22 protein-coding genes are annotated in these 26,999 nt (G+C 65.0%); 15 read left to right on the top strand and 7 right to left on the bottom strand.

The genetic code is table 11. The features are described 5' to 3' along the window. Positions 1–19: 19 nt before the first annotated feature. The gene (locus AB4Z51_RS24790; protein WP_085401932.1) at positions 20–913 is read left to right on the top strand and encodes a YihY/virulence factor BrkB family protein; all 894 of its coding nucleotides are present in this window, start codon (positions 20–22) and stop codon (positions 911–913) included. Here the strand turns inward: AB4Z51_RS24790 and AB4Z51_RS24785 are convergent. Both AB4Z51_RS24785 and gluQRS read right to left on the bottom strand, forming a co-directional pair. Next, on the bottom strand, positions 840–2,114 hold the full coding sequence (locus AB4Z51_RS24785; protein ID WP_085401931.1) for an ATP-binding protein: 1,275 nt from the start codon (positions 2,112–2,114) through the stop codon (positions 840–842). The two genes, AB4Z51_RS24790 and AB4Z51_RS24785, sit on opposite strands and share 74 nt — an antisense overlap. Positions 2,115–2,217: 103 nt before the next feature. Further along, a complete protein-coding gene (gene gluQRS / locus AB4Z51_RS24780) occupies positions 2,218–3,090 on the bottom strand; it encodes a tRNA glutamyl-Q(34) synthetase GluQRS (protein WP_085401959.1) in 873 nt (290 codons plus the stop codon). Between the two features lie 224 nt (positions 3,091–3,314). On the opposite strand from gluQRS, the gene AB4Z51_RS24775 reads away from it, so the two are divergent. Further along, positions 3,315–3,968 (top strand): DNA-3-methyladenine glycosylase family protein, encoded by a 654-nt coding sequence (locus AB4Z51_RS24775; protein ID WP_085401930.1) that lies wholly within the window; start codon positions 3,315–3,317, stop codon positions 3,966–3,968. A gap of 149 nt (positions 3,969–4,117) precedes the next feature. Here the strand turns inward: AB4Z51_RS24775 and AB4Z51_RS24770 are convergent, their stop codons facing one another. Beyond that, the gene (locus tag AB4Z51_RS24770) at positions 4,118–5,005 is read right to left on the bottom strand and encodes a LysR family transcriptional regulator (RefSeq protein ID WP_085401929.1); all 888 of its coding nucleotides are present in this window, start codon (positions 5,003–5,005) and stop codon (positions 4,118–4,120) included. Positions 5,006–5,185: 180 nt separating this feature from the next. Here AB4Z51_RS24770 and AB4Z51_RS24765 point away from each other — a divergent pair, with 180 nt between their 5' ends. From AB4Z51_RS24765 to AB4Z51_RS24735, 7 genes are all read left to right on the top strand, one after another. Then, complete coding sequence (locus tag AB4Z51_RS24765; RefSeq protein ID WP_085401928.1) at positions 5,186–6,160, top strand: NAD(P)H-dependent flavin oxidoreductase; 975 nt, start codon at positions 5,186–5,188, stop codon at positions 6,158–6,160. Positions 6,161–6,211: 51 nt separating this feature from the next. After that, positions 6,212–7,387: an ABC transporter substrate-binding protein gene (locus AB4Z51_RS24760; RefSeq protein WP_085401927.1), complete on the top strand. Its 1,176-nt coding sequence runs from the start codon at positions 6,212–6,214 to the stop codon at positions 7,385–7,387. A 10-nt stretch (positions 7,388–7,397) separates the two neighbouring features. Then, entirely contained in the window at positions 7,398–8,924 is a 1,527-nt protein-coding gene (locus AB4Z51_RS24755; protein ID WP_085401926.1) for an acyl-CoA synthetase, read from the top strand. A gap of 98 nt (positions 8,925–9,022) precedes the next feature. Continuing rightward, entirely contained in the window at positions 9,023–10,108 is a 1,086-nt protein-coding gene (locus AB4Z51_RS24750) for a DUF2855 family protein (protein WP_085401925.1), read from the top strand. A gap of 77 nt (positions 10,109–10,185) precedes the next feature. Continuing rightward, entirely contained in the window at positions 10,186–11,961 is a 1,776-nt protein-coding gene (locus tag AB4Z51_RS24745; protein ID WP_441498191.1) for a flavin-containing monooxygenase, read from the top strand. Between the two features lie 129 nt (positions 11,962–12,090). Next, entirely contained in the window at positions 12,091–13,068 is a 978-nt protein-coding gene (locus tag AB4Z51_RS24740) for a peptidyl-alpha-hydroxyglycine alpha-amidating lyase family protein (protein ID WP_441498190.1), read from the top strand. A 221-nt stretch (positions 13,069–13,289) separates the two neighbouring features. Further along, positions 13,290–13,847, top strand: a complete 558-nt coding sequence (locus AB4Z51_RS24735) for an HNH endonuclease (RefSeq protein WP_063985805.1) — start codon at positions 13,290–13,292, stop codon at positions 13,845–13,847. Between the two features lie 90 nt (positions 13,848–13,937). Here the strand turns inward: AB4Z51_RS24735 and AB4Z51_RS24730 are convergent, their stop codons facing one another. Then, positions 13,938–15,329, bottom strand: a complete 1,392-nt coding sequence (locus tag AB4Z51_RS24730; protein ID WP_244623343.1) for an FAD-dependent oxidoreductase — start codon at positions 15,327–15,329, stop codon at positions 13,938–13,940. A gap of 56 nt (positions 15,330–15,385) precedes the next feature. Between AB4Z51_RS24730 and AB4Z51_RS24725 the strand changes: the two genes are divergently transcribed. Beyond that, positions 15,386–17,527 (top strand): WG repeat-containing protein, encoded by a 2,142-nt coding sequence (locus AB4Z51_RS24725; protein WP_135216228.1) that lies wholly within the window; start codon positions 15,386–15,388, stop codon positions 17,525–17,527. Positions 17,528–17,569: 42 nt separating this feature from the next. Here the strand turns inward: AB4Z51_RS24725 and AB4Z51_RS24720 are convergent, their stop codons facing one another. Together AB4Z51_RS24720 and AB4Z51_RS24715 are read right to left on the bottom strand one after the other, a co-directional pair. Next, on the bottom strand, positions 17,570–19,063 hold the full coding sequence (locus AB4Z51_RS24720) for a GH1 family beta-glucosidase (RefSeq protein WP_085401920.1): 1,494 nt from the start codon (positions 19,061–19,063) through the stop codon (positions 17,570–17,572). Positions 19,064–19,065: 2 nt separating this feature from the next. Then, entirely contained in the window at positions 19,066–20,067 is a 1,002-nt protein-coding gene (locus AB4Z51_RS24715) for a glycoside hydrolase family 16 protein (RefSeq protein ID WP_085401919.1), read from the bottom strand. A 331-nt stretch (positions 20,068–20,398) separates the two neighbouring features. On the opposite strand from AB4Z51_RS24715, the gene AB4Z51_RS24710 reads away from it, so the two are divergent. After that, complete coding sequence (locus AB4Z51_RS24710) at positions 20,399–21,646, top strand: glycosyltransferase family 87 protein (RefSeq protein WP_085401918.1); 1,248 nt, start codon at positions 20,399–20,401, stop codon at positions 21,644–21,646. A gap of 5 nt (positions 21,647–21,651) precedes the next feature. Here AB4Z51_RS24710 and AB4Z51_RS24705 read toward each other — a convergent pair whose 3' ends face one another. Then, a complete protein-coding gene (locus AB4Z51_RS24705; RefSeq protein WP_441498189.1) occupies positions 21,652–22,533 on the bottom strand; it encodes a DMT family transporter in 882 nt (293 codons plus the stop codon). Positions 22,534–22,679: 146 nt separating this feature from the next. Here AB4Z51_RS24705 and AB4Z51_RS24700 point away from each other — a divergent pair, with 146 nt between their 5' ends. The 4 genes from AB4Z51_RS24700 to AB4Z51_RS24685 all read left to right on the top strand — a co-directional run bounded on the left by AB4Z51_RS24700 (position 22,680) and on the right by AB4Z51_RS24685 (position 26,993). Further along, positions 22,680–22,901: a dodecin gene (locus tag AB4Z51_RS24700; RefSeq protein ID WP_085401916.1), complete on the top strand. Its 222-nt coding sequence runs from the start codon at positions 22,680–22,682 to the stop codon at positions 22,899–22,901. Between the two features lie 179 nt (positions 22,902–23,080). Next, the gene (locus AB4Z51_RS24695) at positions 23,081–24,985 is read left to right on the top strand and encodes a sensor domain-containing diguanylate cyclase (protein WP_085401915.1); all 1,905 of its coding nucleotides are present in this window, start codon (positions 23,081–23,083) and stop codon (positions 24,983–24,985) included. 229 nt (positions 24,986–25,214) lie between these two features. Next, positions 25,215–26,240, top strand: coding sequence for a helix-turn-helix domain-containing protein (locus tag AB4Z51_RS24690; RefSeq protein WP_441498188.1), 1,026 nt, complete (start codon positions 25,215–25,217; stop codon positions 26,238–26,240). Between the two features lie 129 nt (positions 26,241–26,369). Further along, entirely contained in the window at positions 26,370–26,993 is a 624-nt protein-coding gene (locus AB4Z51_RS24685) for an HAD family hydrolase (RefSeq protein ID WP_244623344.1), read from the top strand. Positions 26,994–26,999 lie beyond the last annotated feature (6 nt).

Here is a 26,999-nt window from a genome sequence, read left to right as displayed (position 1 = left end):
CTGTCGTGTAGGTGGGCGCGTGAGGGCAATCCGCACCATCTACGTCGTCGTGGAAGACGCCTTCTACACCTTCCTCGCCGACGACGGCTGGGCGATCGCGAGCCATATCGCGCTGTCGACGCTGATGGCGCTGTTCCCGTTCCTGATCGTGCTGACCTCGCTCGCCGGCTTCTTCGGCTCCAAGGAACTTGCCGATCAGGCCGCAAGCCTGATGCTTCAGGTCTGGCCCAAGCAGGTCGCCGATTCGATCTCGGGGGAAGTCCACGACGTTTTGACCACGACCCGCACCGGCGTGCTGACGATCGGCGCAGCGCTGTCGGTGTATTTCGCCTCCAACGGCGTCGAGGCGCTGCGCGTCGCGCTGAACCGCGCCTATGCGGTGGTGGAGATGCGGCGCTGGTACTGGCTGCGCCTTGAATCGATCGGCTACACGCTGGTCGCGGCCTTCACCGCGCTCGCCATGGCGTTCCTGATCGTGCTTGGCCCGCTCTTCATCGAGGCGGCGCGGCGCCATATCCCGCTGGTCGTCGAGTCGAACGAGAGCATCCTCACCTGGCTGCGCTACGGCATCACCGTGGGTGCGCTGGTGGTGGCGCTGATCATCCTGCATGCCTGGCTGCCGGCGGGACGGCGCACCTTCCTCCAGATCCTGCCCGGCATCGTCTTCACCATCGTGGCGTCGCTGATCTCGGGCATCGTGTTCGGCCAATATCTGGCGCGCTTCGCCAACAACTACGTGACGATGTATGCGGGGCTCGCCTCGGTGATCATCGCGCTGGTGTTCCTGTATTTCATCGCCGCGATATTCGTCTACGGCGGCGAACTCAACGCCGCGATCATCAAGTCGCAGCTTCCTCACGGCGTTTCGCTTCAAGCAGCGCAGTCGCTAAAGCGCGCGGAGACACAGGCTTGACCAGGAAGGCGTCGGCGCCGGCCTCGCGCGAGGCCGCCTCGTCCTCGCCACGGCCGGACACGCCGATGATGGGGATCTGAGCCAGCGGCGCCGGCATGGTCCGGATCCGCCTGATGGCCTCGACGCCGTCGATGCCAGGCAGCACCATGTCCATCAGCACCGCATCGAACGCGCCCTGCGCGAGCCGGTTCACCGCGTCCTCGCCGCGCCCGATGAACTCGGCATGGTGGCCGAGCTCGGTCAGGATGGTGTTGAGCACGACGCGGCCGAACGGATTGTCCTCGACACTGAGCACGCGCAGCGCGGCTATCGCATCCGCCTCGGCTTCGCCCTTCGACTTGCGGGACTTGCGCGATTCCGTCGCGTCGAGCGACATCGTCAACGTGAAGGTGGCGCCGCCGCCGCGCCGCGGTGCGACCGTGATGTCGCCGCCCATCGCGCGCGCCAGTTGCTTGACCGAGGAAAGGCCCAAGCCGGCGCCGCCGAAGCGCGAGGCGATGGTGACATTGGCCTGGGTGAAGGGGCGGAACAGCCGCTTGATCTCGGCCATGGTCAGGCCGATGCCGCTGTCGGACACCGCGAAGGCGACGCCGACCTTGCCCTTCGCCTTGTCTCTGGCCTTGCCTTTGGCGGGACGCCAAGGCGCGACCGCGAGCGCGACACCGCCCTGCTCGGTAAATTTGACGGCATTGTCGATCAGGTTCTCGAGCGCGGCGCGCAGGCGGACGGAATCGCCGACCACCAGCCCCGGCAGCTTCTCGGAGATATCGACCTGGGCCTGGAGGCCCTTGGCCGCGGCGCGTCCGGCGAGCGAATCGCCGGCGCTGCGGGCGAGCGCGCGCAGATCGAACAAGTCCTGCCGCAAGGCACTTCCACCCTTGCCCGCCCCCTTGCCGGTCCTGGCGGCATCGACGAACAGGGTGGCAAGGCTCGCCAGATGCTCGGCACCGGCCTTGATGGTGTCGGCCCAGCGCCGCTCCCGCTCGCCGAGATCGGAGGTGGCGAGCAGGTCGCTGATCGCGAGAATGCCGGTCAGGGGGGTACGGACCTCATGGGCGAAGGCGGCGAGCGCGGCCTGGACCACGTCCGGCGCCACGGCCTTGGCGCTGCGCTTGCGCAACCGGCCGGTCGCCCCGGACCGCTTCCGAGGCGGTCGCCTGGACGTTCGCGTGGTGCGCGCTGAGCGCGTTTTCGCCGCCATGAATCCCTTCGAAGGGTCCCCTTCGATCCCCAGGCTCTCAAGCAAGCATCGCACGGCGGAACCCCTGGAGTCACGGCGGCGTTTCGCTAACCCCCAGAGAAACTTAACCTAATCCCACCAACCGGCGGATGCCGGCGGGCGTGGCGCCGGCAGCGCGCAGCTCGCGCAGGCCGGTCGAGCGACCCGATTTCGACAACTTCCGGCCCGCCTCGTCCAGAATCAGCGCGTGGTGGCGATAGGCGGGTTCCGGCAGATCGAGCAGGACCTGGAGCAGGCGGTGAACCGAGGTGGCGTGAAACAGGTCCTGCCCCCGCACGACCTCGCTGATGCCCTGGAGCGCGTCGTCGACGACGACGGACAAATGGTAGCTGGTCGGCGTCTCCTTGCGGGCCAGGATGACGTCGCCCCAGGCCTCCGGTCGCGCCGCGACGATGCCGCGCTCGCCATCGGGCCCCTCGCCAAGCTCGTTCCAGGTCAGACCGGCAACGTGTCGGCAGGCGGCCGCCATGTCGAGCCGGAGCGCGTAAGGCACGCCAGATGCAATGAGCCGGTCGCGCTCGCCGGCCGACAGCGATCTGGCGTCACCCGGATAAAGCGGCGCGCCATCGGGATCGCGCGGCCATGGCCCGGCGGCCTCGCGCGCGGTCACGAGCCTGGCGATCTCCGCGCGGCTTTCGAACGCGGGATAGACGAGACCAAGTGCAGAGAGTTTTTCGAGCGCGGCGCGATAAACCGCGAGATGCTCCGACTGCCGCCGCACCGGCGTTTCCCAGGCGATGCCGAGCCAGGCGAGGTCGTCGTAGATCGCCGTCTCATATTCCGGCCGGCAGCGCGTCGCGTCGATGTCCTCGATCCGCAGCAACAGCCGCCCGCCGGTCTCGCGCGCGCGGTCGAAATTGAGCAGCGCCGAATAGGCGTGGCCGAGATGCAAGAGGCCATTCGGACTGGGGGCAAAACGGAAAACGGGTGGCGCCATGCGGTGAAACTCGTCATGGCCGGGCATAGCCGTCCGAAGGGACGGCGTCGCTTCCGCTCGCCTATGTCCCGGCCATCCACGTTCTTCGGTGCGATACAGCGATCGTGTCAAGTCGTGGACAGATACGAACACTGTCACCCATGCTAGACATGTCGTGTGGTTAGAGAGACGTGGATGGCCGGGTCAAGCCCGGCCCTGACGCCGGAGAGAGTTTGCCGACCCAAATGACCATCCACCTCGAAACCCAGTCCGATCTCGAAGAGGCCGTCCACGCGCTGATCAAGCGCGACCCGCGCCTCAAGCCCGTGCTCGAGATCGCCGGCATGCCCGCCTTGCGGCGGCGTGAGCCGGGTTTTACGGGGCTCGCCCACATCGTTTGCGGGCAGCAGCTTTCGACCGCGAGCGCCGCAGCGATCTGGGGGCGGCTGTCGGCCGCGTTCGATCCGTTCGACCATGAGGCCGTGAGCCGCGCCCGCACCGACCGGCTGGGACGGCTCGGCCTGTCCGCCGCCAAGATCAAGACGCTGAAACATCTCGCGCGCGAGATCAATGCGCAGCGGCTGAACCTCGACGTGCTCGCCGAGGAAGACGCCGAGGCCGCGCACCATACGCTGATCGCGCTGCCCGGCATCGGTCCGTGGACGGCCGATGTCTATCTGCTGTTCTGCCTTGGACACGGCGATGCCTGGCCGGCCGGCGACATCGCCGTGCAGGAGGGGATCAAAGTTGGCCTGGGGCTCAAGGCGCGGCCGACGGAAAAGCAGATGGCGCCACTCGCCGAACCCTGGCGTCCCCTGCGCGGAGCAGCCGCGCATCTGTGGTGGAGCTATTATCGCGTGATCAAGAAGCGCGAAGGTGTCATCGCAGGTCAGGCCTGACGACGACAGATAGGTCGTGTCCCGGACGCGGTGCGGCACGAAGTGACGCACCGCAGAGCCGGGACCCATGGGCTTGGCGAGTTGGAGCATGGGCCCCGGCTCAGCAGCGCATCACTGCGTGCTGCGCTGCGTCCGGGGCACCAGGCCCCCTAGCCTCGCAGCCGCTCGCGATCGGCGCGGGCGCATTCGGCCACGAAGTCGACGACGGCCCGCACCGCGGACAACTCGACCAGATCGGGATGGGCGAGCAGCCAGAGATCGGCGACGCTGACGAGTTTCTGCGGCGCGACGCGCACGAGGTCCGGATAGCTCTCCGCGACGAAGCAGGACAGCGCAGAGATTCCGATTCCGGCGCGCACCGCCGCCAGCATGTCGCCCTGCGACGAGCAGCGCATCACCATGGTGCCTTGCCGGGTGATCGCATCGCTCCAGCGCGCCAGCTGCGCGTTCGAATCCTGGTCGGCGAAGCCGATGACGCTGTGCCCCTTCCACTCGCTGCTCCGCTCCGGCATGGACCGGCCCGCGGCATAGTCGCGCGAGGCATAGAAGCCGGTGCCGAGGCGGCCGACCCTGCGACCGACCAGATTTTCCTCACCGCTGTCGACCGGGCGCAGCACGACGTCGGCTTCCCGGCGGCGCACGCTGGCCGGAAACGGATGGGTGATGATCTCGAGCCGAATGTGATCATGTGCGCTGAGAAAAGAGCGCAGCCGCGGCATCAGCCAGTGCGAGGCCAGCGTTGCGCCGATCGACAGCTTGACCGTGCCGCGCGCCTTACGCCCGCCGGCGCCTACGGCGGCTTCGGCGCGGAGCGCGGCAGCCGCCATCGCCTCGGCATGCTCTCGCAGCGTACGTCCATCGGCGGTAAGCACGAAGCCATCGGCGGCCCGCGCCAGCAGCTTGGTGCCGAGCTGCGCCTCCAGCGCCGCGATCTTGCGGCTGACGGTCGGATGGCTGGCGTGCAGGCGCTTTGCCGCCGCGGTGAAGCTGCCGGTGTCGGCGACCGCGACGAAGGTCTTGCAGAGATCCCAATCCACCGCCGGCTCCGTACAAATCTGAATATCCGCTTGTTCAATATTGAACGATCCCCTGCGCGCCGTCCAACCCTATAGTGGGGTCAAACACGCAAGCGGCGGACACCCCGCCGGCGCGACAATCGACATGGAAGCGCTCACCCCGGCCGGCAGGCCGTTGACGCGCGTCGTCAGGAGGATCGGATGGCACTGCCCGCTCTGCTCAAGAACAATCTGGAGCTGCCCGTGGTCGGCTCGCCCCTCTTCATCGTCTCCGGGCCGGAGCTGGTGATCGCCCAATGCAAGGCCGGTGTCGTCGGCTCGTTTCCGGCGCTCAACGCCCGTCCGGTGGAAAAGCTCGACGAGTGGCTGAGCCGCATCGAGGACGAGCTCGGCGAATACAAATCGCGCAATCCCGGCAAGAAGGTCGCGCCCTACGCCGTCAACCAGATCTGCCATGCCTCCAACGACCGCTTGATGAAGGACATGGAAACCTGTGTGAAGCACAGGGCGCCCATCATCATCACCTCGCTGCGGCCGCCCGCCGAGATCGTCGAGGCCGCGCACTCCTATGGCGGGCTGGTGTTCCACGATGTCATCAACGTCAAGCACGCGCGGAAAGCCGCCGAGCAGGGCGTCGACGGCCTGATCCTGGTCTGCGCCGGCGCGGGTGGGCATGCCGGCATGCTGTCGCCTTTCGCGCTGGTGCGCGAGGTCAAGCAATGGTTCGACGGCGCGATCCTGCTGTCGGGCGCAATCAGCGACGGTTTTGGTATCGCCTCCGCGCTGACGCTGGGCGCTGACCTCGCCTATATGGGCACGCGCTTCATCGCGACACAGGAAGCCAATGCCGACGAAGCCTACAAGTCCGCGCTGACGCAGCACGCCGCGCACGACATCGTCTACACCAACCTGTTCACCGGCGTGCACGGCAACTATCTCGGCCCCTCGATTGCCGCCGCCGGGCTCGATCCGGACAATCTCCCGGTTGCCGACAAGACGAAAATGAACTTCGGCTCCGGCGGCAACATGAAATCCAAGGCGTGGCGCGACATCTGGGGCTCGGGCCAGGGCATCGGCCAGATCCTGGATGCGCCGCCGGTGGCCGAGCTGGTCGACCGGATGAAGGGCGAATTCGATCAGGCCCGGCAGGATTTCCTGATGCGCGCCAGCGCCTGACGGCTTGGTCCGACAAGAAAATTGGACTGACAAGACAAACGGGAGGACATCATGAAGCTGACAGCCGCGCTGACAGGCCTGTCTTTGCTGACGCTTGCCGCCGGCAGCGCCGGTGCGGACGAGATCCGGATCGGGCAGACCCTGCCCTATAGCGGTCCGGCATCCGGCTTCGGCGCGATCGGACGGACGCAGGAGGCGTTCTTCGAGAAGGTCAACGCGGAGGGCGGCATCAACGGCCGCAAGGTCAAGTTCATCACGCTGGACGACGCCTACTCGCCGCCGAAGACGGTCGAGCAGACCCGCAAGCTGGTGGAGCAGGACGAGGTGCTGATGATGTTCGGCTCGCTCGGCACCGCCACCAACAGCGCCGTGCAGCGTTACCTCAACGCCAAGAAGGTGCCGCAGCTGTTCGTGCTCTCGGGCGCCACCAAATGGGCCGATCCGCAGAAGAATCCCTGGACGATGCCAGGCATGGCGGCCTACGAATCCGAGGGCGTCGTCTATGCCAAGTATATCTTGCAGGCCAAGCCCGACGCGAAGATCGCGATCCTGTCCCAGAACGACGATTTCGGCCGCGACTATGTCGCGGGCTTCAAGCGCGCGCTCGGGCCCAAGGCCGCAAGCATGATCATCGCGGAGGCGAGCTACGAGACCAGCGCGCCGACGATCAGCTCGCAGCTCTCGACGCTGAAAGCGTCAGGCGCCAACGTGCTGTTTGGCGTGGTGCTCGGCAAGTTCACCTCGCAGATGGTCAAGGGTGTAGCCGAGATCGGCTGGAAGCCGGAGCTGTTGTTCGTGCCGACCTCGGCCTCCTCGATCTCGTTCCTGGAGCCGGCGGGACTGGACAATGCGGTCGGGCTGATCTCGTCGAGCAACCAGAAGGACACGATGGACCCGCAATGGGCCGACGATCCCGGCGTGAAGTCATATTTCGCGTTCATGAAGCAATACATGCCGACCGCGGATCTCTCGAACTCCAACTACGCCGCGGGCTATCACTATGCCACGCTGCTGATGACGGTGCTGAACGCCTGCAAGGACGATGTCAGCCGCGACAACATCTTGAAGCAGGCCGCGTCGCTGAAAGAGGTGAAGCTGCCGCTGCTGTTGCCCGGAATGAGCGTGTCGACCGGTCCGGACGACTATCTGCCGTTCCAGCAGCTGCAGCTCCGCCGCTTCAACGGCAAGAGCTGGGTGCCGTTCGGCGGCATTCTCGATGACCGGTAGAGGACATCCCATGATCATCAGCGGCGAGCGCAGGATCGATTATGCAGAACTCCATGCGCGGATCAGGCGGGCCGCAGGCGGGATCAGCGCGCTCGGCGGGCGCGAGGGCACGCCGGTCGCCATGATGCTGCGCAATGACTTCGCCCTGTTCGAGGTGGTCGCGGCTTCCGCCGCGCTCGGCCGACCGGTGGTGCCGATCAACTGGCATCTGAAGGCTGCCGAAGTCCGCTATATCCTGGCCGACAGCGGCGCCGACATCCTGATCTGCCATGCCGACCTGCTGCCGCAGATTCGCGACGGCCTGCCGGAGGAACTGGCGCTGATGGTCGTGCCGACGCCGCCGGAGATCGCCGGCGCGTTCGACATCCCCGCTGCACTCGCAAAGGTGCCGGACGGATTGACCGATTGGGACAAATGGCGGGACAGCCAGGCGGAACTCACCCAGCCGCCACGCCGCAGCGCGCCGATGTTCTACACGTCGGGCACGACGGGCATGCCGAAGGGGGTGCGGCGCATGCCGATGCGCCCCGAGCAGGTCGCAGCCTCCGAGCGCGTCGGGGCGATCGCCTACGGTGTGAAGCCGAACGAGGATCAGGTCGTGCTGATGAACGGCCCGATGTACCATTCCGCTCCGCACTCCTACGGCATGCTAGCCTATCGCAGTGGCTGCACCATCGTGCTGGAGCCGCGCTTCGATCCCGAAGACCTGCTGCAACTGATCGAGCGCCATCGCGTCACGCACATGCATATGGTTCCGACGATGTTCGTCCGCTTGCTGCGGCTGCCCGACGACGTGAAGCGGCGTTACGACCTGTCGTCGCTGCGCTTTGTCGTTCATGGCGCGGCGCCCTGCCCGCCCGACGTGAAGAAGGCGATGATCGATTGGTGGGGTGGCGTCATCAACGAATATTTCGGCTCGACCGAGACCGGAATTCCGGTGTGGCACTCCGCGGCGGAGGCGCTGAAGAAGCCCGGCACCGTCGGCCGCGCCATCGAGGGCGGTGTCGTCAAGATCTTCCGCGCCGACGGCAGCCCGTGCGACGTCAACGAACCCGGTGAAATCTACATGCGGCAGGCCTCGGTGCCGGATTTCGACTATCACGGCAAGGCCGAGGCCCGCGCCGAGGCGGGCCGCGACGGTCTCGTCAGCGTCGGCGACGTCGGCTATCTCGACGAGGACGGCTATCTGTTCCTGTGCGACCGCAAGCGCGACATGGTGATCTCCGGCGGCGTCAACATCTATCCGGCGGAGATCGAGAATGCGCTGATCGGAATGCCCGGCGTGCGCGATTGCGCGGTGTTCGGTATTCCCGACGCGGAATTTGGCGAGCGGCTCTGCGCCTATGTCGAGCCGGAGCCGGGCGCAGCGCTCTCGTCCGCGGCGGTCCAGTCGTTCCTGCGCGAGCGGCTTGCCAATTTCAAGGTGCCGAAGGACGTCGAATTCCGCGACGCGCTGCCGCGCGAGGCGACGGGAAAGATCTTCAAGCGCAAGCTGCGTGAGCCCTATTGGGCGGGCCACGCACGCGCCGGCGCGTAACGAACGGCTGCGAACGGCGTTTTAAACTATGTTGCTGTTGCAAAAAGATCATGGGTGAACGATGAAATGCCGGCGCAGACAGAGCCCGGATCAAAGCCATGACATCGATCGACTTCGTCGTTGCGAAAGATAACCTCGACCAGTGCAAGGTGGTCACGACCGAGCTTCCCGGCGCGGATACGCTGCCGCCTGACGCCCTGCTCGTGAAGGTCGACCGCTTCGCCTTCACCGCCAACAACATCACCTATGCGGTGATGGGCGACGAGTTGAAATACTGGCAGCTCTTTCCCGCGCCGAACGGTTTTGGCAACATTCCGGTATGGGGCTTTGGCGAGGTGCTCGCGTCCAGTCATCCGAACATCGCCGTGGGCGAGCGCCTGTTCGGCTATTTCCCGATGGCGACGCATCTCGTCATCGAGGCGACCGACGTGAGCAAGCGCGGCCTTCGCGACGGTGCCGCACACCGGCAGGGCGTGGCGCCGGTCTACAACGCCTATGCCCGCGTCAGCGGCGATCCCGCTTACGCCGGCCGGAAGGGCGATTACCAGGCGCTGCTGCGGCCGCTATTCATGCTGTCGTTCCTGGTCGACGACTTTCTGGCCGAGAACGACGATTTCGGCGCCCGCACCGTGCTGCTCTCCAGCGCCTCGAGCAAGACCGCGTTCGGCCTTGCGCATCTGTTGCACGCGCGCGGCCGCAAGGTGATCGGGCTGACGTCCGCCGGCAATGTCGACTTTGTCTCGTCGCTCGGTTGCTGTGACGAGGTCGTCACCTATGACCGCATTGCGTCGTTGCCATCGGGCGCGCCGATCGCCTTCGTTGACATGGCCGGCAACAGTGCGCTGCGCGCCGGATTGCATCGGCACTTCGGCGACCGGATGAAATGCTCCGTACGCGTCGGATTGACGCATCGCGCCACCGAGCCCGACGAAGGCGAGCTGCCCGGTGCAAAGCCGCGCTGGTTCTTCGCGCCTGACCAGATCCGCAAGCGCGCCAAGGAATGGGGCCCGGGCGGCATCGAGCAGCGCTTTGGCGCGGCATGGTCCGGCTTTGCGCCGCTCCTGGAGAGAAGCCTGACCGTGGTCGAGAGCCGCGGACCCGACGCGGTGCGGCAGGTGTTTCTCGATACGCTGAAAGGGCGTATTCCGCCGGAGCAGGGCCACATGCTCTCTCTGCTCGGGTAAACCGCTTTCGAGGCTCCTCGAACCGGTATAGCGTCAACCTCAGAGGAAACGCCGCGAAGACGGCCACGAGGTCGCGCATGCTGGACAAGACGAAGGATATTTCCGTCTCGGCGCAAGCCTGGCTCGATGAGTTCGAGCGCTCGCTCGGCAAGCCTGATCCGGCCGCACTGGACCATCTCTTCCTCGCCGACAGTTTTTGGCGCGATGTGCTGGCGCTGAGCTGGAACCTGCAAACGATCGCGGGCCACGACCGGATTGCCCAAGCGCTGAGGGCGCTCGCGCCACGGGCGGCGCCGACCAGCTTCACGATCGCGCCCAACCGCGCGGCGCCGCGCTGGGTTACGCGCGCCGGCACCAGCAATATCGAGATCATCTTCAATTTCGAGACCGTGATCGGTCGCGGCAGCGGCATCGTCCGGCTCGTGCCCGATACCGCCGATGGCGACCGGCTGAAGGCGTGGACGCTGCTCACCGCGCTCGATGAGCTCAAAGGCTTCGAGGAGCAACTCGGCACGTCGCGTCCGCGGGGGCAGGCCTATTCACGCGATTTCCGCGGGCCGAACTGGCTCGATTTGCGTAACGCAGCCCGCGACTACGCCGATCGCGTTCCTGCCGTGCTGGTGGTCGGCGGCGGCCAGGCCGGCCTTGCGATTGCAGCACGGCTGAAGCAATTGAAGATCGACACGCTGATCGTCGATCGCGAGACGCGGATCGGCGACAATTGGCGCAAGCGCTATCACGCGCTGACCCTGCATAACCAGGTGCAGGTCAATCATTTGCCCTACATGCCGTTCCCGCCGAACTGGCCGACCTACATCCCGAAGGACAAGCTCGCCAACTGGTTCGAAGCCTATGTCGACGCGATGGAGCTGGATTTCTGGACCGGCGCCGAGTTCGAGGGCGGCAGCTATGACGACGCGAAGGGCTGCTGGACCGTCACGCTGCGGCGCGCCGACGGCAGCAAGCGCACCATGCGGCCGCGCCATGTGGTGATGGCGACTGGCGTCAGCGGCATCGCGAATGTGCCTGATATTCCGACCCTCGCCAATTTCAAAGGCACGCTGCTGCATTCGAGCCGCTACGAGGACGGCGAGAACTGGACCGGCAAGCGCGCCATCGTGATCGGCACCGGCAACAGCGGCCATGACATCGCGCAGGATCTCTGCTCCAGCGGCGCCGAGGTGACACTGGTGCAGCGCTCGCCGACGCTGGTCACCAATATCGAGCCGTCGGCCCAGCTCGCCTATGCGACCTACAACGAAGGCACGCTCGAGGACAACGACCTGATCGCGACCTCGATGCCGACGCCGCTCGCGAAGAAAACCCATGTGATGCTGACCGAGCAGTCGAAGGAGCTCGACAAGGAGCTGCTCGACGGCCTGCGCAAAGTCGGATTCAAGCTCGACTTCGGCGAGGCCGGCACCGGCTGGCAGTTCAAATACCTCACCCGCGGTGGTGGCTATTATTTCAATGTCGGCTGCTCCAACCTGATCGTCGAGGGCGCGATCGGGCTCAGGCAGTTTGCAGACGTCGAGAGCTTCACGGCCGAAGGCGCACGGATGAAGGACGGCGCGACCATTCCGGCCGACCTCATCGTGCTCTCCACCGGCTACAAGCCGCAGGAATATCTGGTGCGAAAACTGTTCGGCGACGGCGTCGCCGACCGCGTCGGCCCGGTCTGGGGCTTTGGCGACGGCCTGGAGCTGCGCAACATGTACGCGCGGACGAAGCAGCCCGGCCTGTGGTTCATCGCCGGCAGCCTCGCGCAGTGCCGGATCAACTCGAAATATCTCGCGCTCCAGATCAAGGCGATCGAGGAAGGGATTTTGGGGCGTGAGGCGGGCGCCGCTTAAGCCTCGTCATTGCGAGCGCAGCGAAGCAATCCAGGATCTTTCCGCGAAGACAGTCTGGATTGCTTCGCTGCGCTCGCAATGACAGTGTAGAGACGATCGCGCCGCTGAAACGAAGAAGAGGAAAAACAAATGCCTGCCATTCTCGGCACCGGCGAGCACCGCTACCGCGTCGTCGACAATTTTGCGAAGCTGCCCGACGGCTGGACGCTGACCGACGTCGCCTCGGTCGCCGTCGACAGCAAGGACCGCGTCTACGTCTTCAACCGGGGGGGCCATCCGATGGTGGTGCTGGATCGCGAGGGCAATTTCCTCCGAAGCTGGGGTGAAGGCCTGTTCTCCCGCGCGCACGGCCTGCACATCGATGCCGACGACAATCTCTACTGCACCGATGACGGCGACCACACCGTGCGCAAATGCACCACCGACGGCAAGGTCCTGCTGACGATCGGCATCCCCGAGAAGCCGTCGCCGTTCATGAGCGGCGATCCGTTCCATCGCTGCACCCATACCGCGCTGTCGCCGAAGGGCGATATCTACGTCTCCGACGGCTATGGCAATGCGCGCGTGCACAAGTTCACGCCGGACGGCAAGCTGCTCAAGAGCTGGGGCGAGCCCGGCACCGATCCCGGCCAGTTCAACATCGTGCACAACATCGCCGCCGACGCCGACGGTTTTGTCTATGTCGCCGACCGCGAGAACCATCGCGTGCAGGTGTTCGATGGGGAGGGCAGGTACGAGACGCAGTGGAACAACCTGCACCGGCCCTGCGCACTGTGCTACTGTGGTGGCGGCAAGAGCCCGACATTCGTAATCGGCGAGCTCGGCCCGGGCCTCGCCGTCAACCGCAAGGTGCCCAATCTCGGCCCGCGGCTGTCGATCGTGGACGCACAAGGCAAACGCATCGCGCGGCTCGGCGGCGAAGAAGGGCCGGGTGTCGCCAGCGGAAAATTCCTGGCTCCGCACGGCATCGCGCTGGATTCGAAGGGCGACATCTATGTCGGCGAGGTCGGCGTCACCGACTGGAAGACGAGTTTTCCGGACCAGGAGATGCCGGCCGTGGTGCGCGCCACGCGGTGCTTGCAGAAGCTGGAGCGGGTGCGGGAATAGTTGGGCGGGCGAAGCCGCGATGCGCTGTCGGGCCGACCCTGCCTCCCCCCGGCGTCGTCCTCGCCCCCCAAATCACGGCGGTTTTGAGCGCTTTGCCACCCCGCCGCCGCATTGCGTGCATCTGAATAAGTCGCTCAACGGGCTTCACAATCCCGTCACGCTGCATGTAGTATGTCAGTACATGCTGCTTCGCAGCGTATATTGGAGGCCAGGAGCGTTACTTGAACGCACATGTCTCGCAAGGCAGTTGGCCGGTGTTGGTGCTGAATGCGGACTTCCGGCCGCTGAGTTACTACCCGCTGTCTCTCTGGTCGTGGCAGGACGCGATCAAGGCGGTGTTCCTCGACCGCGTCAACATCGTCGCGCATTACGATCAGGCGGTCCACAGTCCCACGCTGCAAATGCAGCTGCCCAGCGTCGTCTCGCTCAAATCCTTCGTCAAGCCGACCACGCATCCCGCGTTCACCCGATTCAACGTCTTCCTGCGCGATCGTTTTGCCTGCCAATATTGCGGCTCGCCCGAAGACCTCACCTTCGACCACATCGTCCCGCGCAGCAAAGGCGGCCAGACCACCTGGGAGAACGTGGTCGCGGCGTGCTCGCCCTGTAATCTGCGCAAGGGTAATCTGACGCCGGCGCAGGCAAAAATGTTTCCGCGCCAGAGCGCGTTCGCGCCGACCGTGCACCAGCTCCACCGCAACGGCCGCCTGTTCCCGCCGAACTATCTGCACGACAGCTGGCTGGATTATCTCTACTGGGATACGGAGCTGGATCCGTAGGGCGACGCTGTTCGCGCTCGGCCGTTCGTGCGACCTGCTGAAATCGAAAGATCGAGGACCCGTCGGGTCCTCGGTTCGTTTTATCGAACGTCACGCATTCTGCGCCAGCGAATGAGCCTCGATTCGTTGGCGGATATCGGGCGAATTGATCAGGTCGAACGGCTCCATGAGTTGCACGACATCCGAGAACGCGCGCTGGACCACCGGATCGGCCACGACAGCCCGGAATAGAGCGGCTTCGAACTGCCGGCTTTCCTCGTACCGCTCCGGGCGCTCGCCGCGCGTGGTTGGATAGGCGAAGTCAGCGTTCACGCCCATGTTCCAGGGTGCCTGAAGCAGCGCGCCCACTTCGGACATGAACCCAGCCTGGAGGGCCTCGATCGGGTCCGCCTCCCCGGCGACGCGATCCAGGATCTCGCGCAGCAACTTTGCCTCTCGCGCGGCGACCGTCATGCCCTGCCCGTAGACCGGATTGAACCGGCACAGCGAGTCCGCCACGGGGAGAATCCCGCGCGGCAGCCGCTTGAGCCGTTCAAAATGCCGCCAGCGGCTCGCGTCAAACACGAAATGCCGGAGGCCTCCGGGTGGCAAGAGCTTGTAGACTGCGTTGTAGATCGCCGGCGTCTTCAATTGGCGCGCAGCCGCAAGATAGTCCTCCCACGTGCCGGGGCAATTCGTCGCGCCGTGATGGGAGATCGATGTAAACCAGCGCCCGCCTTCGAGAGGAATGATCAAGCCGGCTGTCGCCGACGCGGCGGGATCGGGCAACGTGACCAGATTTTGCCAGTCGAACGAGGTTCGCCCCGGCCGCAGAACCGCGGTGGTGTAGCTGATGTCGACGCCCACGACGGTCTCCTGCGGCCGCTCCCAGCCAAGCACATCGAGCAGGCCGAGCGTCGGCGCGCCGCGGCCGGATGCGTCCACCACGAGATCCGCCTCGATCGCCGCACCAACGCCTGCGTCGTTCTCGAACTTCACCATCGGCCGGGTTGCAGCCGGCACAATCTCCATCACGCGGCTCTGCGATTGCACTTTGACATTGGCGATCGCAGTCACCTTTCGGCGCAGCGTATGCTCGATCAGCGGCCGCGAGCCGCACAGCAGCGACGTCCCGCAGTCGCGCCTTGGCAGCGCGCCGACATCTGGCCGCTCGTACTGGACGTCCTTGAAGACATTCACGGGAACTGCACCGGCGGCGGCAAGATCCTGCGCGAAACCCGGGAAAAGGGAGTCGAGGGCCTGCAGCCCACCGGCCAGAAGAAGATGCGGATGCCGATCCTGGGGAACGCCGGCGCGGGACATGATCGAAGCCGGCAGGACATCGCGTTCGAGAATGACGACTTCCTGGAAGGCGGAAGAAAGCGCACCGGCGGCAGACAATCCTCCAATCCCCGCTCCGATGACAACCGCGCGTTGCCCAAAATGACGGCTCATACTTATTCCTTTGGTTCGATTCACCACCTTTCTGTGCGTGGACCGCACTACGGGAATGTTTCCAATCGCGGGATCTTTGTTTCGATTGCAACGGAGCGGCCGCGATGCCCAAGCGTTACGACAGAACGCCGCGTTCAGCTGCGGTACTCGCCAGACTCGATGCGGCGCAATCTCTTAGGTTGCAACACCATGTTCTGACACGTTCTCGCCACGGATCATCGGTATTCGACCAAAATCGGAATACCGGGAAAGTCGCGATGGGTGCATGCAGCTGGTTCAGAGTCGCATTGTTTGTTCTCGCGTTCACGAATGGCGCGACTGCACAGGACATGCCGTCGGAGCTTACGCCTGTCGGCAAGGCCGTCCTTCAAGCCGAGATCGCGGCCAAGGACCGCTCGGGATCCGGCAAGCCGGTGGACTCTCCGTTGGCCGTGTGCACCTTCCCGGGCGGCCTGTGCGGCGCGGTTCGGCCTGACGGTTCGGTGGCCGTGCCGCCGCGATACGATTGGGTCGGCGACTTCTCGGACAAACGCGCCGCAGTTCGCAGCGGAGGACTGTACGGCTTCGTCGACGACGAGGGGCACGAGGTCGCCGCACCGCAATACGGCCTCGTGGACGACTACAAGTTTGGCTTTGCGCAAGTCGAGGTCGGGGGCAAGTCGGGCCTGATCGATCGTGACGGCAAGATGATCTTCGCGCCGACATACGGCTTCATCGAGGCGATCGGTCCCGACCGCTTCCGCGTGTCGGATTTTCCGCGACGCGGCGGAACCATTGGCGCCGAGGATTTCTCGGGGATAAGGACCACCTACACCTCAAACAGCGTCAGTGTCTCCGCCCCCTTCGAATTCAAGACGAATGGCGTGATCGATCTCTCCGGACAATGGATAGAACCGGCGGCGCCGCCATCGCGCGAATTCGACAAGACTAGTCCATCAGTTCGCTGGGTCGAAAGAGGCGGATTGTGGGGGTTGTTGCAAGCCGATGGAAGCTGGCTGGTCGAGCCGAAGTTTCAGCGGGCGGAAGCCCTAAGTGACGGCCTGGCGCGCGTGACTCTCAGCAGCAAGGTTGGCTTCATTGATGGCACAGGGAAATTCGCCATCGAGCCCGTCTTCGACACGGCCTGGCCGTTCAGGCTCGGCGTTGGGCGCACATCGGCAGAACGAGACGGCAGCTTCGGCGTGATTGACAAGTCCGGATCCTGGATATTCCAAACCAGTCACCAGCAAATTTATCTGGCGATTGCCCGTAACGAAGGCTCCTCCGAGGTGCCGTACGGATGGCACTTCAAGCAGGCGGACCACTGGGGTCTTCTGGACCTCGACGGCCGTACTGTGCTCGACGCAGCGTTCGATCAACCCGTCCAGCATTGTGAAGACAAGCGGCTGATCGCCTACAAGAACAAGCAATGGCTGTATTTCACGGAAGGCGGAAATCCTCTGCAACCTCCTGGAAGCCGGTTGATCGATGCGACATGCGGCGCCGCACCGCCGTACACCCTGCAAACCGGAGACACGTTCCAGCTTGTTGACGCACGCTTGCAGCCTATCGCGCCGATGCAGTTCGAGGCAGTCGTGCGAATTGGACGGGATGCCAGGAATGCCAAAGTCGATGGCAAATGGGGACGCATCAGGTCCGACGGGAGTTGGCTCGTCGAGCCCCGATTCGACTACCTTTCGACCAATCCCGATCCCTTTGTCGCGTCCATTGACGGTAAGCGCGGCGTCATGAAATCGGATGGGACATGGCTGATCGAGCCCAAATTCGACGCCGTTCGAATCCGACAAGACGGCACCGTCTTTGCTTCGACCGACGGAGCGACAGGCATCATGCGGCTCAAGGATCAATCCTGGGTCATGCAACCTCGCCCGGGCGTCATGTGCGATATCAGCAGCGCGCTCATGTCGCAGGCTGGCGGAAAGCGCGTGATCCTGTCTCCCGCCGGCGAGGTTTGGATCGACGCCGATGCCGAGCGCGTCGGCGCCAATCTCGACTTCGGACTTCTGACGTTCTTGAGAAACGGCAAATGGGGGCTGGTCGACACGGCAGGACACGTGATGGTCGAGCCGCAATATGACGAACCCGTCTATTTCGCGCCACGCAATCGTGGCATCGCCTGGGCCAGGCAAGAAGGTAGATGGTGCCCGATCGACCGGCGCAACCATTCGGTCCCGGGGATCGCATGCTCCGATGTCAATCCCGCGCCATCCCTGGCGCCCCCGTTCGAATGCAAGATCGAGCCGTAAGTTCGATGTGCGCAAGACGACGATAGAAGCGTCGCCTTCGGCTCACACCCCGATCGCATTCCGCATCACCACGTCGCGATAGAACGCCGCGCTCAGCTTCGGCACGCGCGCTTGGGTCTCGAAGTCGACCCGGTAGAGGCCGAAGCGCTTGCCGTAGCCGTAGATCCACTCGAAATTGTCCATCAGGCTCCACAGGAAATAGCCGCGAATCGGCACGCCCTCGGCGATCGCACGCTGCATCTGGGTCAGGTAATTGCGCAGGAACATGATGCGGTCGAGATCGTAGACCTGGCCGTCGGCGGAAATCTTGTCCTCGGACGAGGTGCCGTTCTCGCTGATATAGATGGTCTCGATGTTCCAGATTTTTGCGGCGAGACGCGGGGCCCAGTAGATCACCTCAGGGCCGACCCGCAGCCATTCCGAGTTCATGTGCGGGAACGAGGTTGGGAACGGCAGCACGCGGACGCCCGGCGCGCGATCAGAGGCCGTGACGTAGTATTGCGGCGCGTAGATGTTGAGCCCGACGAAATCGTTGGGCGTGCCGATGATCTTCAATTCCTCAGGGGTGAATTTCGGCGCATCCGCGCCGGCATAGGCGAGGAAGCCGTCGGTGTACTTGCCCTCCAGCACCACGCCAAGAAAGCCGGCGTTGAGCTCACGCGTCGCGATCTCGGCGGCGCGGATATTTTCCGGCGTTGCGATCGCGGGCACGCAGGCCGCGATGTTTTCGGCGGCACCGACGCGGGTGCCGGCGCGGCCCGACGCGCGGATCGCCTGCACGGCAAGCCCATGCGCCAGCGCGACGTGATGGCGCGCCTGGTTGAGCTGCGCCGCCGGCAGCTTGAGGCCGGGCGCGTCGATGCCCCAGCCATAGCCGAAATTTACGAAGCGCCCGACCTCATTCACGGTGAAGATGGTTTTGACGCGATCGGTCAGGCGCGCGGCGACATAGGCGGCGTAATCTGCAAAAGCCTTCGACGTGTCGCTCGACTGCCAGCCGCCGACGCGATCCTGGAGCACCTGTGGCAGGTCCCAATGATAGAGCGTCGCATAGGGCTCGATGCCGTTCGCGAGCAGCTCGTCAACGAGCCGGTTGTAGAAATCGAGCCCCTTCGGATTGGGCTGGCCCGATCCATCCGGAAACACCCGCGGCCACGCAATCGAGAAGCGGTAGGCCTTGACGCCGAGCGCCTTAATCAGCGCGACGTCGTCCTTGTAGCGGTGATAATGCTCGTTGGCGCGGTCGCCAGTCGAGCCGTCCTCGATCTTGCCGGGCGTGTGGCTGAAGACATCCCAGATCGATTGGCCGCGGCCGTCCTCATCGACGGCGCCTTCGATCTGGTAGGACGAGGTCGCTGTGCCCCACAAAAAGTCCTTGGGAAAGGGCGCGTGGCGATCGGCCGATGCGGGCGTCTCATTATCTGCAGCCTTGTTATCCGCAGCCTTGTTATCTGCAGCTTTGGCACCCGCCGCTGCACCAAGCGCGGCGAGCCCCGCGAGCTTCGCAAGATCGCGCCGCGAGACATCAGCTGACATCGCTATCTCCGAGCCTGCTCCATGTCGATCTGATAGGCGGAAATCCGGTCGATCTCGAATGCGACGGTGGGCGGTGATTCCGCATCGACCGGACCGACACCGAGAAAGAATTTCGATCCGATCGCGAGATTGACGATCATGTACATGGGATCGTCGAAGCCGATCGGCACCTTGATGTCGGAGACCGGCTTGCGGTCGATGAAATAGACCAGGCGATCCTCCTCCCACAGCACACCGTAATTGTGGAACACGCTGGAGGCATCGCCGACCGCATAGTCAAAGCCGCAGGACTGAATCTTCTGGGTCGACGGAATCCGCCAATGCGTCGTCATCACGAGATCGCCGGGCCGTTCGCCCCGGCCTTCCAGCACGTCGACCTCCGGCGGCCAGCCGCCGTCGTCCGCCAGCATCCAGAACGCCGGCCACACGGCGTGACCGACCGGCACCTTGGCGCGGATTTCGAAATAGCCGTGCTTCTGCGCGAACGTGCCCTGCGTGGTCAGGATTCCCGAGATGTACTCGTTGTTGAACAGAACGGACTTCAGTTCCGGCGGCGTGCGGCTGGCGACGATCGAGAGCACACCGTCTTTCACCTTGAACGGATCGAGCCCAAGCGGCATCCCCGCACGCCCCGAATAGCGCGGATCGACGTAGATCTGCTGCTCGCCATTGGCGCTGGTCTTGCGCTTGAAGTCGGAGCCGTCACCGCCCCAATAGCGCGCTTCCGGCCACGCCGCACCGCCGGCGTAATGCGGCACCCAGCGACCTGTCGCAAGCGGATGCTCGTCAAAGTCATCGTTGAAAGTCCGGCGCAGCGGCAGGAACGCGAGCAAGGCGGGATTGACCGTCTCAAGCTTGCGGCACTCGATCATGGAGGGATCGGTGGTCACTTGCAGCGTCATCGTGCCGGGCGCAGCATCGAGATCGTCCTGCGCGACGCCCGGCGCAGGCACGGCAGACAGGCCGATCGCAACCAGAGCGCCCTTCGTCCAACTGTCGATCATCACCGCACATCGAACTTGGCAGAAAGCTTCGCAGGATATGCGCAGGTTAGCTCGCCTGTCTTCGAGCGGGCAAGCACGGCCATCTGTGCCGGCGGGCGATTTCGAAATGGTCATCTCGACATCGCATTCGGGCCGGCCGGGAATCGCGTCACCCCGGCGCAAGATCGGCGGTTAACCGGGCCAGTTCCGCGCGCCCGGCTCCGCCAGAGGGGCGCCGGCGCCAAATCCTTCCGCATTCGTTACCGTCCCTTAAGCCTCCGATGGCAGTTTGGGCGGGATCCGCGGCCCTGCCCGCCCAACCGCCGATCCATCAGGTCCAAGGTCGTCGCTCATGTTTGCCGAGACGCTGGAAGCGGTTCAGTCCTCGCCGTCGAAGCGGACTGCCTATATCCGCTACGTGCTGGCGGCGCTGGCGTCGATCGCCGTCTTCAAGACCTTCTGGTTCGCACGTTTCGGCGGCTGGACGGATCGCGAGCTCGCCGATTTCGATGCCTTTCACATCGTCGCGCAGCACGTCTGGCGCGGCGATCTCGACCAAGTCTATCATTTCGATGCCCTGCTGAAGATGCAGATGGAGGCCGCCGGCGGCGCCACCGGTTTCATGCCCTGGACCTATCCGCCGCAATACGACCTCCTGCTCGCGCCGTTCGCATTCCTGCCGGTCGGCGTCGGTTATCTCCTCTTCACCGCCGCGACACTTGCGCTCTATCTCGTGACGCTCCGGGCGATCGCCGACCGGAATTTCGCGCAGGTGCTGGTGATCCTGTTTCCGGCGATGGCGATCACCATCGGCTGCGGGCAGAACGGCTTTCTGACGGGGGCGCTGATCGGGCTCGTCTGCCTCAACGTTGAGCGTCGTCAGCTGTTGGCCGGCCTCGCGCTCGGCGCCATGGTGATCAAGCCGCACCTGGCGATTGCCGCCGGCGTCTATCTGCTGGTGACGCGGCGCTGGATTGCGCTCGGAACGGCCGCGGCCGTCGTATTGACGAGCTCACTGCTCTGCACGCTCCTCTTCGGGTGGCAGATCTGGTTCGCGTGGCTCGGAGCGATCAGGGAATCGGCGGGCTATCTCGAGCAGGGCTTCTACCCACTCTTCCGCATGATCTCGACCTATGCGGCGCTGTACAAGGCCGGCCTTCCCGCAAGCGCCGCCTTCTGGGGACAGACGGCCGTTGCCGGGCTGGCCTTGTTCGCCGTCCTTCTCGGTGCGGCGCGGGGCGCTTCACCGGCCTTCACGCTCGGTGCCGCCGTAATGGTATCCGTGATGATCAGCCCCTATGCGTATGATTACGATCTGCCGATGGTCGGGATCGGCCTGGCCCTGATGCTGCCCGATCTCGCCAGGATGGCGAGCCCGCGCGAGCGGAGCGTCATATACGGGCTGATCCTGTTCGCCGGAGCCTATGGGCTGTTGCAATCGGGGCGGCTCGCAGTGCAATTCGGGCAGAAGGCCGATCCCGACCAACATTTCGCGCCCGCCCTGGGCGGCTTCGCCCTGATGGCGCTCCTGGTCCTGCTGCTGCGGCTGCTGTGGCGCGGGACGCAGTCGGCGCCCATCCTGTCGCAGGCCGCGGAATAACGCCTCTACGCCCGCTGCAACGCCAGCGTCACGCCGCCGAGCGTGAGCGCCATCGCCGCCCATTCGCGCAGGCCCAGCGGCTCGCCCAGGATGACCGCGGCGGAGACGACGCCGATCACGGGGACGATCAGCATGYCGGTCGAGGCGGAGGTTGGCGGCAGGCGGCGCAGCGTCTCGAACCAGGTGACGTAACAGACGCCCATCGGCACCAGCGTCATATAGACGAAGCAGCCGAGTCCCAGCGGGGTGATCGCGGTGATGTCGGGATGCTCGAACAGGATACCGAGGATCAGCATCGTGGCGCAGCCGAGCCCAACCTGCCAGGCGACGACCACGAGCGGCGGCATCGGCAGCGGCTTGCGGTTGAGCACATTGCCGAGCGCGAACAGGATGGCGCAGAGCAGTGCGAGCGCAATGCCGAGCAGCTTGTCGGCGCCGAACGCAAAGCCGTTGCCGCCGAGCAGCAGCGCGACGCCGGCGACACCGAGGACGAGACCCAAAATATCCCGCATGGTCGGCCGCGTACCCAGCACCGGCCAGGCGAACAGCATGGCCCAGATCGGCATCGTATAGGCGAGCAGAGCCCCCTCGCTCACGGTCACATATTTCATCGCGACCGTGCCGAGCCCCATCCAGGCAAGGACGTTGGTGAGGGTCGCAAACAACAGCCGCGGAATCGCCTCGCGCGGAACGGCGAAGGATTCCTTCCGGCTCAGTGCCAGCGCGCCGAGAATGAGCGAGGCGCAGACGCCGGCCAGCCCGCGCGCGAACAGCGGCGGCCATTGCTGGAGCAGCAGCTTCATCAATGGCCAGTTCAGCGCCCAGCCGAACGCCGTCACGCCGAGGCAGAGAGAGCCGATCGTCCTGTCGCGCCGCGCCGTATCCATGGACAGCGCTTAGCAGGCGGGTGCGGCGCACTCCACCTCGGCTGGCGCATGCGGGCCATGGCGGACGATGGAACCCGGAACGCCGGTACCCGTTCAAATGGGAGCGGGTGGCGGTGGTGCCGCAACGCAAACGAGGGAGACGTACCATGCCCACAGCCGAGTCGGATCACGTCTACAAGATCCTGGAGCTGGTCGGATCATCCGAGACCTCGATCGAGGATGCGATCAAGAACGCGATCAGCCGCGCCGCCAAGACCGTTCGCGAGATGAAATGGTTCGAGGTGGTGCAGACACGCGGTCACATCGAGAATGGCGCCGTCCGCCACTACCAGGTGACGCTGCGCGTCGGCTTCACGCTGATGGACTGACGCGGCAGACGCCGCACGAAACATCACGCCGCGGCGGCGTAGTTAACATCCGACGATGAGAGTCGATCAAAATATCGACGATCTCCTCCGGCTGACTACGGACGCGCAAAATCATCGCGGAAGTTGCAACAGGCCGTTAAGACCAAAGTGAGAGGTTTGCTCCGATTTGGAGCAAGCCGATGGTCACGGACCGCGAACTCGGCAAGACGCGCCTTCCGCTCTGGGCGGCGGGATTCGTCGTGCTGATCTGCGTGGCGATCCTCGGCTTGAGCGTCTGGCGCGAATGGGAAACGCACAACGCCGATCTCAGGAACGCCGAGATCGACGTCGCCAACCTCGCGCATTCGCTGGTCCAGCACGCGGACGACACGTTCGAGCTCGCCGATACGATCCTGGTCGGACTGGTCCATCGGCTCGAACTCGACGGAACCGGCCCGGACACGATCGCGAAGCTCCAGACTTACCTGCCGACCCGCAAATCATCGGAGCGCATCCGCGGCATCTTCGTCTATGACGAAACCGGCCGATGGCTTGCCACGACCGAGCATGTCGACTTCTCCAAGCTCAACAACAGCGATCGCGAATATTTCCGGCAGCACCGTGATTCCCCGGCGAAGGACACGCTGATCGGGCGGCCCATCAAGAGCCGCGCCGGCGGCCAGTGGATCATCACCGCGTCACGCCGGATCAACCACCCCGACGGCAGCTTTGCCGGTGTCGCGCTGCTCACGATCGACGTCGCCTATTTCGCGAAATTCTACGAGCGCTTCGACGTCGGGTCGAACGGCTCGGCATCGCTGCTCAACGACGCCGGTATCATGCTGGCGCGCAGCCACGACGAGAGCGGCGCCTTCATCGGGCGCGACCTCTCCAATGCGCCGCTGTTCAGGGAATGGAAAAGTCGCCCGGCGGCTGCGGTCTACTATTTCAAGTCGCCGCTCGATGGCGTGCAGCGGCTGAGCTACTATCAGCGCAGCAGCCGCTATCCGCTGATGGTGCTGGCGAGCAAGTCGCAGGACGACGTGCTGGCGCCCTGGCGACGCGCGGCAGCCGCACGCACGGCCTTCGTGCTCGGCCTCGTCGCGCTGATCGCGGTGATCGGCTTCTACCTGGTCCGCCAGCTCTGGCAGCGGCAGCGAATGGCGCAGGCCCTAGTCGCGAATGAAGCCCATTTCCGCCTGCTCGCCGAGCAATCCAGCGACATGGTATCCCGGATCGGGCTGGATAACCGGCTGCTCTACGTCTCTCCCTCGTGCGCGCGCATCACCGGCTGGTCTCCCGAGGAGCTGCTCGGCACGTCGGCGGTGGCCGGTATCCACGCGGACGACATGGAGCGGGTCGAGCAGGCTATCGCAGCGCTGAAGAACGGCGAGGCCGAGGAAGCGCGGTTCGTCTATCGCCAGCGCCATCGCGACAAGGGCGATATCTGGGCCGAGGCGGCCTTGCACGTGACCCGAGCCTCCGACAGCGGCGAGGTCGACGGTGTCGTCGCGGTCGTGCGCGACATGACCGAGCAGAAGGACTTGCAGGACAAACTGGCATCGCTCGCGACCACCGATGGCCTGACCGGCCTTGCCAACCGCCGCGCGTTCGACGAACGCCTCGCGGAGGAATGGGCGCGCGCCCGGCGCGACGGCACGCAGATCTCGCTCCTGTTGATCGACGTCGATCAGTTCAAGAAATTCAACGATCATTACGGACATCAGGCGGGCGACGGCTGCCTGCGCGCGCTCGGCCGGATCCTGTCCGCTCAGGCCAGGCGCCCGGCTGACCTCGCGGCGCGCTACGGCGGCGAGGAATTCGCCGTTCTGTTGCCGAACACCGGCCCGGATGGTTGCGCCGAAGTCGGCGAAGGGATTCGCGAGGCACTGCACGACCTCGCCATGCTGCATGCGCAGAATCCGCCCTCCCGGCTGGTTACGGCAAGCATCGGCGCTGCGACAAGCCTTCCATCTCAGACCGCGCTGGACTGCAACACGCTGGTCGCCGGCGCCGACCGCGCACTCTACGCCGCCAAGGACAGCGGCCGCGACCGTATGGTGATGTCGGGACAGGTCGTGCCCTGGCCCGCGAAGAGCGCGTGACGAATCCTGCCAGGCGTAGCGAACGCCGCCCTTTCCTGCGTAGCTGGCAAGCGCGGCTAACGCGGTGTGCACATGCGGCACGTCGGCGCGCGCCAATTCCTGCCCACCATCGCTTGCGCACTGATTTCTGAATGGCTACATCCCGAGGCGATGTTGGGGGGCCGCCGGACTTCGACGATCGGGTCCATGCGGCACGGCCTCATCGTGGGGCAATGCAGACGAGACGGCCGTGAACGAGACCATGCCGGCGGACATCCCGGGGCGCGGGGTGGACGCGCTGAGACAGTTGCGCGCCATGACAGCCGACATCTGCGATGTCGTTCCGCTCACCACGGAGGACGACTTCCATGTCACCACCGTGACGATGATGACCCGCAATGCGTTGCTGGTCGATACCCGCGCGACCGATCAGGAATACGACCGGACGCCCGCGCACGTCGCCCGCGGTGCGATGGACCACTTTCAGATCACCTTGTGTGTCGAAGGCGAGATGCGGTTCAGCTCGGGCCGGCGCGAGGTGACGATGGGGCCCGGCGCCATCTGCCTGATCGACATGGCGCAGCCGAACCGGACGGTGTTGCGCGGCGGCGGCAGTCGTACCCGCCTGATGGCGATCATCCTGCAACGCGCCATGCTGGCACCACGGCTTGCTCATCCGGATTCGGCGACGGCTACCTTGCTGCCGTCAAACCATCCTCATACGCGCCTGCTTGCCAGCCATTACGCGGCGCTTACGCTGCCACCCGAGCCCGAGGCGGGCAGCGCCGAGGCTACGATCGACGCGATCGCCGACATCGTTGCCGCGGCCGCCGGCGGGACCGCCGACATTGCGGCCGGAGTCGAACGCGCCGAGCGGCATCTTTATCTTGCGGTGATCAAGCGCCGCATCGCGGATAATCTCGAGACCGACGCGCTCACCGCAGACGAATTGTGCCGCCACTTCCAGATCTCGCGCGCGACCCTCTATCGGCTGTTCGAGGCGGATGGCGGGCTCTCGCACTATGTGAGGGAGCAGCGCCTCAATCTCGCTTTCCGCCAGCTGATATCGCCGTCCGCGGAGGACACGCGGCTGATCGACCTCGCCGTCGGCATGYGCTTCAGCAGCGATTCCACATTCATTCGCGCATTCCGCCGCAAGTTCGGCTTGACGCCGGGCGAACTGAGGGAGCTGGCCGACAATTGGCTCCGCGAGACCGGTGCGGTCCCGACCATCGACACGGTGCTGCATCAACTGGCCCGCCGCCGCACCTCGTAGCCATGAAGCTGCTACGCTCGACACCAGTATCGCAACGTCCGGCCTTTGTGCCCGGATTTGTCGCCCGCGTTCCAGTGGGATATGACTTTGAGCACGGCCGGATGTTTCGGTCCGGCCGGGAGCGTTCCCGTGCCTGACGAGATCAAGCTTGTCCTCTTTGATATGGACAATGTCCTCTGCGAATACGACAGAGGAAGGCGCGTCGCGTTTCTGGCGGAGCTTGCGGGGACCACCAGTGAGTTCGTCTACAAGGCGATCTGGGAGAGCGGATTCGAGCTTCTAGGCGACTCCGGCACCCTCGATGCCGCCGACTATTTGCGGGGATTTGGCGAGCGCATCGGCTATCCCCTGTCGCTCGATGAGTGGGTGGAGGCACGCCGCCGTTCGATGAAGGCCGATCGCGCGGTGCTGGAGATTGCCCGCCGCCTGCATGAAACCGTCGATGTTGCCGTCCTGACCAACAATACCACGCTGGTCGCCGACCATATCGACACGCTGCTGCCGGAACTGCGTCCGCTGTTCGGCTCCCGCATCTACACGTCGGCCCGGTTCAAGGCGGCCAAGCCGGACCCGCGCTGCTATCGCCTCTGCCTGTCGGAGCTACAGAGGACGCCGCAGACCGTTCTGTTCGTCGACGACCTCGCGGCAAATGTCGCCGGCGCGCGGGAAGCGGGCCTCTCCGCGCATCATCACACGTCGGTGGAGGCTTTCCGGCAGGCCCTTTCGGCGCACGGCCTGCTCAGGGACGGATGAACGGGC

This window comes from Bradyrhizobium sp. 2TAF36 (genome assembly GCF_052114925.1).
GTDB classification, from domain to species: Bacteria; Pseudomonadota; Alphaproteobacteria; order Rhizobiales; family Xanthobacteraceae; genus Bradyrhizobium; species Bradyrhizobium barranii.
Note: the sequence above shows the minus strand (reverse complement) of the source record. Positions and strands in the feature narration are given on the sequence as shown.

Bases quoted from the DNA above. Each gene is read 5' to 3' on its own strand.
- AB4Z51_RS24775 (WP_085401930.1), top strand. From the start codon at position 3,315: ATGACCATCCACCTCGAAACCCAGTCCGATCTCGAAGAGGCCGTCCAC.
- AB4Z51_RS24785 (WP_085401931.1), bottom strand. From the start codon at position 2,114: ATGGCGGCGAAAACGCGCTCAGCGCGCACCACGCGAACGTCCAGGCGA.
- AB4Z51_RS24715 (WP_085401919.1), bottom strand. From the start codon at position 20,067: ATGATCGACAGTTGGACGAAGGGCGCTCTGGTTGCGATCGGCCTGTCT.
- AB4Z51_RS24765 (WP_085401928.1), top strand. From the start codon at position 5,186: ATGGCACTGCCCGCTCTGCTCAAGAACAATCTGGAGCTGCCCGTGGTC.
- AB4Z51_RS24760 (WP_085401927.1), top strand. From the start codon at position 6,212: ATGAAGCTGACAGCCGCGCTGACAGGCCTGTCTTTGCTGACGCTTGCC.
- AB4Z51_RS24700 (WP_085401916.1), top strand. From the start codon at position 22,680: ATGCCCACAGCCGAGTCGGATCACGTCTACAAGATCCTGGAGCTGGTC.
- gluQRS (WP_085401959.1), bottom strand. From the start codon at position 3,090: ATGGCGCCACCCGTTTTCCGTTTTGCCCCCAGTCCGAATGGCCTCTTG.
- AB4Z51_RS24725 (WP_135216228.1), top strand. From the start codon at position 15,386: ATGCCCAAGCGTTACGACAGAACGCCGCGTTCAGCTGCGGTACTCGCC.
- AB4Z51_RS24745 (WP_441498191.1), top strand. From the start codon at position 10,186: ATGCTGGACAAGACGAAGGATATTTCCGTCTCGGCGCAAGCCTGGCTC.
- AB4Z51_RS24695 (WP_085401915.1), top strand. From the start codon at position 23,081: ATGGTCACGGACCGCGAACTCGGCAAGACGCGCCTTCCGCTCTGGGCG.
- AB4Z51_RS24720 (WP_085401920.1), bottom strand. From the start codon at position 19,063: ATGTCAGCTGATGTCTCGCGGCGCGATCTTGCGAAGCTCGCGGGGCTC.
- AB4Z51_RS24710 (WP_085401918.1), top strand. From the start codon at position 20,399: ATGTTTGCCGAGACGCTGGAAGCGGTTCAGTCCTCGCCGTCGAAGCGG.
- AB4Z51_RS24750 (WP_085401925.1), top strand. From the start codon at position 9,023: ATGACATCGATCGACTTCGTCGTTGCGAAAGATAACCTCGACCAGTGC.
- AB4Z51_RS24755 (WP_085401926.1), top strand. From the start codon at position 7,398: ATGATCATCAGCGGCGAGCGCAGGATCGATTATGCAGAACTCCATGCG.
- AB4Z51_RS24740 (WP_441498190.1), top strand. From the start codon at position 12,091: ATGCCTGCCATTCTCGGCACCGGCGAGCACCGCTACCGCGTCGTCGAC.